6 protein-coding genes are annotated in these 7,401 nt (G+C 61.9%); 1 reads left to right on the forward strand and 5 read right to left on the reverse strand.

Annotated features, from left to right (window positions below; genetic code table 11):
• Positions 1 to 1,909, forward strand: a 1,909-nt coding sequence (locus VMU57_RS21560; protein ID WP_325387212.1) for a dehydrogenase E1 component subunit alpha/beta, incomplete at its 5' end; no start/stop codon positions are given.
• 70 nt (positions 1,910 to 1,979) lie between these two features.
• Here the strand turns inward: VMU57_RS21560 and VMU57_RS21565 are convergent.
• From VMU57_RS21565 to VMU57_RS21585, 5 genes are read right to left on the reverse strand one after another with little or no spacing between them, the layout of a single operon-like run.
• The gene (locus VMU57_RS21565) at positions 1,980 to 3,692 is read right to left on the reverse strand and encodes a methyl-accepting chemotaxis protein (RefSeq protein ID WP_325387214.1); all 1,713 of its coding nucleotides are present in this window, start codon (positions 3,690 to 3,692) and stop codon (positions 1,980 to 1,982) included.
• Positions 3,693 to 3,733: 41 nt separating this feature from the next.
• Positions 3,734 to 4,069 (reverse strand): energy transducer TonB, encoded by a 336-nt coding sequence (locus VMU57_RS21570; RefSeq protein ID WP_325387216.1) that lies wholly within the window; start codon positions 4,067 to 4,069, stop codon positions 3,734 to 3,736.
• 49 nt (positions 4,070 to 4,118) lie between these two features.
• Positions 4,119 to 4,721 (reverse strand): class IV adenylate cyclase, encoded by a 603-nt coding sequence (locus VMU57_RS21575; RefSeq protein WP_325387218.1) that lies wholly within the window; start codon positions 4,719 to 4,721, stop codon positions 4,119 to 4,121.
• Between the two features lie 16 nt (positions 4,722 to 4,737).
• Complete coding sequence (locus VMU57_RS21580) at positions 4,738 to 5,727, reverse strand: L-threonylcarbamoyladenylate synthase (RefSeq protein WP_325387220.1); 990 nt, start codon at positions 5,725 to 5,727, stop codon at positions 4,738 to 4,740.
• Positions 5,724 to 6,866, reverse strand: coding sequence for a DNA polymerase III subunit delta' (locus tag VMU57_RS21585; RefSeq protein WP_325387222.1), 1,143 nt, complete (start codon positions 6,864 to 6,866; stop codon positions 5,724 to 5,726). Before VMU57_RS21585 ends, VMU57_RS21580 begins: the two co-directional genes overlap by 4 nt.
• Between the last annotated feature and the right edge of the window lie 535 nt (positions 6,867 to 7,401).

Genomic DNA, 7,401 nt, shown 5'->3' on the forward strand with positions numbered 1-7,401 from the left:
TGCGCTGGGCAATACGGTCGAAGAGCAGTTGCTGCAGTCGGTGGGGGCGGCGGATGATCCGGCCAGCGGCGGGCGGCAGATGCCGTCGCACTGGACCAGCAAAAAGCTGAACATCGTTACACCGTCTTCCGCGACGGCGACCCAGTGCCTCCATGCGATCGGGTGCGCGGAGGCGGGAAGGTATTTCTCGCGGCACCCTGAATCCGCGACGAAGCATGAAGGGGACTATCGCCAGTTCAAGGACGTCAAGTTTCATGGCGACGAGGTCGTGTACGTCTCGATCGGCGAGGGATCGACCAGCCAGGGAGAGTTCTGGGAGTCTCTCAATACGGCGAGCAACGGCAAGCTGCCGGTGGTCTTTGTCATCGAAGACAACGGCTACGCCATCTCCACGCCGGTGGAAGTGAATACACCCGGTGGAAACATCTCCCGTCTGGTGGCGAATTTTCCAAACTTTCACTTCGCCGAGATCGACGGGACTGACCCAATCGCCAGCTACAAAGCGATGACCGAAGCGGTAGCATACTGCCGCGCAGGCCATGGTCCGGCGCTGGTGCATGGTCATGTGATTCGGCCCTATTCGCATTCAATGAGCGAGGACGAGCGGGACTACCGCTCACGTGAAGAGGTCGAGGCCGACGCGCTGCGCGACCCCATCTCGAAGATGCAGGTGTGGCTGCTGCGCGAGGGAATTCTAGATGCCGAGCAGATCAACGCACTCGAACGCAAGGTCGACGAAGAGGTGCAGAGGGCTGCCGACAAGGCAGTCATGGCGAAGCTGCCGTCCATTGATTCGATTACGCAGCATGTGTACTCCGAGCACCTGAAGCCCATGGATGCGCGCTTCGACTCGAAGACTGTGGCGGCTGCGGATGCGGCCGAGCGTACGATGGCCGACCTGATCAATACCTGCCTGAAGGACGAGATGCGGCGCGATCAGCGCATCGTCGTCTTCGGCGAAGACGTCGCCGATGCGAGCCGCGATGAAGCGCTGCGTGCTGGGAAGATCAAGGGCAAGGGCGGAGTCTTCAAGCTCACCGCAGGGTTGCAGACGGAGTTTGGCAGCGACCGCGTTTGGAACTCGCCGCTGGCCGAGGCCAACATCGTTGGCCGCGCGATCGGCATGGCGGAGCGCGGGCTGAAGCCTGTGGTCGAGATTCAGTTCTTCGACTACATCTGGCCGGCGATGCACCAGATGCGCAATGAGCTGGCGCTGATTCGCTGGCGCTCGAACGATACCTTCAGCTCCCCGCTGGTGATACGCGTTCCCATCGGCGGCTATCTCACCGGCGGATCGATCTATCATTCGCAATCGGGCGAGAGCATCTTTACGCATACGCCGGGAGTGCGCGTGGTGATGCCATCGAACGCGCTCGATGCATTGGGGCTGCTGCGGACGGCGATCCGCTGCGACGATCCCGTACTGTTTCTCGAGCACAAGCGTCTGTACCGCGAGACCTATGGGCGCGCCGCTTATCCTGGGCCGGACTATTGCATTCCGTTCGGCAAGGCGCACGTCGTGCGTCCGGGCAAAGACCTCACCGTGATCACCTATGGCGCGGTGGTGCCGCGTGCACTGCAGGCCGCGCAGAAGCTGCATCGGGAGAAGGGCATCGATGTGGAACTGATCGATCTGCGCAGCCTCTCTCCTTATGACTGGGAGGCGATTGCGGAGAGCGTTCGCAAGACCAATCGCGTGATCGTGGCGCATGAGGATATGTTGAGCTGGGGATACGGCGCTGAGATTGCCGCACGGATCGGCGATGAGTTGTTCCACGATCTCGATGCTCCCGTGCGGCGTTTGGCGGCGATGGATACGTTCGTGGCCTACCAGCCGCTGCTTGAATACGCGATTCTGCCGCAGCCGGATGACCTCTATCGTGCGATGGCAGAGCTGGCTGCTTTTTGAGAGTGGAGTCTTTCGCAAAGCAAAAAAAATGGGGTCCGCATCGAGCGGACCCCAAAGCGTTTGGGATAGGTTATGCGGGTTGGAAAGTTGCCGAGGTATGCATCTCGGAGGCCTTAGGCGCTCGCATCAGCCGCGAGTCTGCGGGAGACTGAAGCCGGAAGCGGTCGACCTGCTGCTCGAGTGCGGCGGCGGTGCTGCGCAGCGATTCGATGCCGGCCGCCGTGGTTGCCATCTCAGTAAGGTTCTCGTGGCTTAGCGAATGGATCGAGTCGAGGCTTGCGCTCGACTGGTCCGCTGCCGCAGCCTGTTGCGAGGCGGCGATGGCGATCTGGGCGATCATGCGGTCGACGCGTTCTGCCATGCCGATGATCTTTTCGAGCGCCTCACCAGCCTGTGTGGTAGTGACGACACCCTGTTGCACCGTCTCCGTGCCGCTCTCCATGCTGGCAATCGCGGTACGGGTCCGGTCCTGAATGCCTTGAATCATGCTGGCAATCTCCCCGGTAGCCTGCGCCGTGCTTTCGGCGAGGCGACGGACCTCTCCGGCGACGACGGCGAAGCCACGGCCCTGGTCTCCGGCGCGAGCCGCTTCGATGGCCGCGTTGAGGGCGAGCAGGTTGGTCTTGCGGGCGATCTCGTCGATGACGGTGACGATCTGGCTGATGCGTCGTGAGTCGTCGCCGAGCAGGGTGACGGTCGATGAGGTATCGCGGACGGCAGTCGCGATGGAGTGCATGTTGCCCAGCACCTCTTTGACGATGGTGCCGCCGTCGCGTGCCGTTTCGGCTGCGCTGCGCGCCGTCTCGGCTGCGGACTGCGTATGCCGCGAGACCTCAGCGATGGAGGCGGACATCTCCTGCATCGCCGTTGCTGCCTGCTGGGTCTGCTGGCTCTGCTGGTCGATGCGGCGGTGGATCTGATCGCTGGCGGTTCGCATGGAAGCTGCGCTGCCGGTGAGCGAACCAGAGGTATGCACGACCGTGCCGATGATGCTGCTGAGGCTGCTCTGCATCTGCTGCATGGCGGTGGCAAGGCTGCCGATCTGGTCTTGACTCTTCAGGTCCAGCGTCTCGCCGGTAAGATCTCCGGCGGCAATGGCATTCGCACGCTCCGCAACAAGGTCAACGCCTTTGGTGATGCGGCGAGCAAGGAAGACGGAGAGGAGGCCGCCGACGATTGCGCCGAAGATGGTGGCCAGCCAGAGCGTAAGCAGTGTGGAACGGTTGGCGCGACGCAGCTGGACGAGCTCTTCGTCGGTCTGCGACATCTGCGACTGGGCCATATCGGTGACGGTGGCTACGAGCGACCGTTCGAGCGGCAGAATCTGGTTCTGCAGCGTGTCATAGGCCTGCGCGGTGCCTTGCGAGGTCTTGGTCTCGTTCAGGGCCTCGACCTTCTCTTCGAGTGGCTTGAGCTTGGCCAGCCCCGACTCCATCATGGCGAGTCGCGACGAGTCGGCGCCGAGATCGAAGTGGGTGCTGTCCTGGCTGAGCTTGGTGACGGCTGCTTCTGCCATCTCAAACTGCTGCTTCCGGGCCTCGCGGAAGCTGGCCGAGGTGGCTGGGTCGAGTCCGAAGAGCATGTAGGACTCGAGGCTGCTGATGGTGCGGGTGAGGTGCGAGTCCACGTCCCGGCTGCCCATGATGATGGGGAGACGACTGGTGGTGACGACATCGGAGAGGTGGTTGGCCTCTTCGATACGGACATGCGCCGTATAGGCGCTGAGGAACATGGCGATGATGAGAAAGCCGGTGCTGAGGCCGAGCTTGGATTCAAGTTTCATGATGGTCCTTACCTGTGCGGTGATCACCCGTGATGTTTGGCTTACTGGAGGTCGCTCTTGAAGTTGACTTCGACTTCGGATTCAGAGGTGTCGGGGCCGGGCTCGAAGCGCCACCGCTTGACGGCATCCTCTGCCGCGGCAGCGAGCAGCGGGTGGCCCGATTCGACCTTGGTTTTGGCGACCGCGCCGTCGGGCTGCACGGTGACCATAAGAACAACGGTTCCGCCTACGTGCATGCGGCGGGCGAGCTCGGGATAGCTGGGCGAGACGCGGGTGACGACGGCTCGATGAACATTGCCGGCAAAGGCGGCTCCAGCGCAGAGGAAGAGGCTTCCTACGATGAGAAGGGGACGGGAAGAACGGAATGAGACTGCCAAGTGAAACCTCCGGGATACAGAGGTTGTATCGGCAGAGATGGCGAGAGCTTTAGCGGGAGGTCAGGACAGGTGTGGGAATGGCCACGAAAGTTAGGTGCTCGGCGGGGCTTCCGGTGCGCTGCTTCCAGTTGAGAAAGAGCGTGCCGTAGCTGTCGGTGATGCAGGTCGCAGGGTCGATCTGCAACTCGGCGACGGTCCGGTCGATCCAGTCAGGTGGGCCCTCAAGCTCGACGTAGTTGCCGATGGGCGTCTCGTCGATGACGAGGTGCGCGGAGCGCTCGGTGCCGTGGGACCACTCGGTGCGGAACTTTTCGTAGGTGAAGACGGGGGCGTAGCCAAGCTGCTGGAAGATCTCGGAGAGCGCGGGGCCGTCGGCGACGGTGGTCTCGGTCTCGATGCGGATCTTGTAGCGGGTGGTGTCGATGGAGGCCTGGTCGGGCTGGCGCTTGTGGGTGACGGTGCAGAGGTCGCCATACTGGCGGATGCGAAGCAGTTGTTTTTTGGCGCGGAGGTCGCGGGCAGGCGTGTCGTAGAGAGTGTTGTGCTCGAAGGTGCGCGGCGTGTCGAGATGGAAGTCGAGCTGAGGAAGACGAGCCTGAAGTGCGGCGGGATCGGAGATGGGGAATTTGAGTTCGATCTCTGCGCTTTGCATGGGTTGAGTATACGAGCTACTTGGTGCGCGCCGCTTTTTCGAGCCGGTCGCGGATAGCGAGGCCGACTCCGCTAGCTTCGGGCAGCGGGCAGAGGATGGTGGTCACGCCGCGAATGTCGAGGTCGCGCAGGCCCGCGAAGAGACGCTGCGCGAGGGCTTCTCCGTCGTCCCATGAGGCCCAGGGGAAGACTTCTGTGGAAGGCTTTACTGTCCAGCTTTTCGGCAGCAGGACTCCGATCTTTTCCCCTGCGAGTTGTTCTTCCTGCTGGTGCAACTCTTTTTCGCTGGCCACGAGGATCAGCTTTGCGCGAGGGGCGTAGTGGCGGATTCCGACTCCGGGGGAGGGAAGGCTGGCTGGATTTTCTGTGGGCGCTGCGATGGGTTGGAAGATGCGCACAGGGCCAGCGATCTCTTCGATCATCTCGGGAGTGATGGCTCCGGGACGATAGATCAGCATCGGGTTTTGGTTGGGGTCGAGGACGGTCGATTCGACGCCGACTGTTGTTGGGCCTCCATCGAGGACAGCGTCGATGCGACCGTCAAGGTCTTCGAGGACGTGATCGGCGGTGGTTGGACTGGTGTGGCCGAAGCGGTTGGCGCTGGGAGCGGCGATGGGAACTCCGGCGGCGCGGATGAGGGCGAGGGCCAGCGGGTGCGATGGCATTCTGACGCCGACCAGCGGCCTTCCAGCGGTGATCGCATCGGGGACTTTTGGGGTTCGCGGGAGGAGCAGGGTTAGGGGACCTGGCCAGAAGTGTTGGATTAGCTTTTCCGCTTTAGTTGTTGTAAATGCTATCTGTTCGAGCATTGCTTGGTCGCTGACGTGGACGATCAGAGGGTCCCACGACGGACGGGCTTTGGCCGCGAAGATCTTGGCTATGGCAGCTTCGTCGAGTGCGTTGGCTCCGAGTCCGTAGACGGTTTCGGTGGGGAAGGCGACGGTGCCGCCTTCGCGGAGAATCTTTGCGGCTTGCTCGATCTCGGTGGGCTGGAGGCGAAGTGTCATCGGGCGGAGAGGGCGAGTTGGCCGGCGAAGGCGTCGAGCGAGAGCGAGCGCAGCAGGTTGCGGCGGAGACCGCTGTAGACCTGATCGAGGCCGCGAGCCGCGCCTTCAATCCACTGGAAGGAGAGGCTCTGCGAGAGGCGGTCTAGCTCGGGGCGAAGGTCGGTGTTGCGGATGAGCTCGGGTGTTCCAGCGCCGAGGAGGAGAAGGTCTTCGAGCAGGAGGGCGAGGGAGCGCAGGAGAGCGGTGGTCTTTTGCTGGCCTTCGGCTCCGGCGCGATAGGTCTCGGTCATCTTGAAGAGGACGGTGTGATCGGGCTCGTTGGCGGCGTTGCGGAGAAGCAGGAGAGCGTCGGCGCGAGCGGCGGTGTAAGCGGCGAGGTCGAAGCCGAGGGCTTTGCCTGCGGCTCCTTGAGCGAGGCGGGCGATGAGAGTGCGCTGCTTGGGCGGAACGTCGGGGCGACGGTCGGCGAGCAGCATCTCGATCTCTTCGACGGGCAAGGCTCCGAGGCGAACGGTGGCGCAGCGGGAGCGAATGGTGGGCAGCAACTCGCCGGGGTTTTCGGCCAGGATGATGATGTGGACGGTTTCGGGCGGCTCTTCGAGGACCTTGAGCAGGGAATTGGCCGCTTCTTTCATGAAGCTGGCGGCGGTGAGGATGAAGATCTTCTTTGGCGCTTCGGAGGGAAGGTAGTGCGAGCGCTGGATGACGGTGCGGACCTGGCCGAGTTTGATGAGGAGTTGCGGCGGGTCGGGCGGGATGATGAGAACGTCGGGGTGCGGCTGGACGAGGACGCGGGTGTCTTTTTTGTCGGCGTCGCGGAGTTCTTCGCGGGCGGCTACGGCCTTGTCGACCTCTTCTTCGAGGTTGGCGGCGGAGGCGATGCGGGTGCAGTTGTGGCAGACTCCGCAGAAGCTGGCGAGGGATTGGCCGTTGGACCAGAGGTCGCGGGGCTGACGCTCGCACTCGACCGCCATGGTCAGCATGAGGGCGAGGGTATATTTTCCGGCTCCGCTGGATCCGGCGAGGATGAGCGAGTGCGGCAGGCGACCGGCGGCGATGGCGGTGCGCAGGTGCTCGATGGCGCTGGAGTTGCCGAGGAAGTCGTTGAAGGTGGTGGGGAAGCCTGCGGTCTGTGTCATCTTCGGTGTGGTACCCTCCCCCCTGTACTTTAGTCCTAAAGTCTTCAAAAGAAAGAACCTAAGTCCAAACTTTGGTCTGTACCTGGTCTGTACTTGATTTTAGCTTGGGTTAAATGAAAAGTCCCGGCGATGGGCCGGGCTTGTCTCTGTCTTCTGAGTTAATTATAGCGGGGGTGTCAAGGGATTGGGTAAGGCGAGGAGGGCTACGGCATTTTCTACTTGCTAGAAGGCAACTTCGCGTTACTCAAGCCATCATTCGATGAGTGCATTGGCGATTTACCACTCATTGAGAGGGAATGCCGGAATTAGTGAAGCCAAGCGCGTTGGAAACATGCGGATGTCTTGAACGCCGGTTCCGTTGATTGGTTAGCTTGATCGGTCTTGATCTCCGTTTATCGATACTGATGTCCGTTTACCGAGGTATCACTATGTCGCAATCAGCCGAGAAGTGTGAGACTAGTTGCAGCACTGGAGTCTCTCGTCTTCGCACCACAGGAGTCAAGCTTGGACGCTCTCACGCTGCACCGAATTCATT

This window comes from Edaphobacter sp., assembly GCF_035532915.1.
Classification (GTDB): Bacteria; Acidobacteriota; Terriglobia; order Terriglobales; family Acidobacteriaceae; genus Edaphobacter.

Bases quoted from the DNA above. Each gene is read 5' to 3' on its own strand.
- VMU57_RS21565 (WP_325387214.1), bottom strand. From the start codon at position 3,692: ATGAAACTTGAATCCAAGCTCGGCCTCAGCACCGGCTTTCTCATCATC.
- VMU57_RS21580 (WP_325387220.1), bottom strand. From the start codon at position 5,727: ATGACACTTCGCCTCCAGCCCACCGAGATCGAGCAAGCCGCAAAGATT.
- VMU57_RS21575 (WP_325387218.1), bottom strand. From the start codon at position 4,721: ATGCAAAGCGCAGAGATCGAACTCAAATTCCCCATCTCCGATCCCGCC.
- VMU57_RS21585 (WP_325387222.1), bottom strand. From the start codon at position 6,866: ATGACACAGACCGCAGGCTTCCCCACCACCTTCAACGACTTCCTCGGC.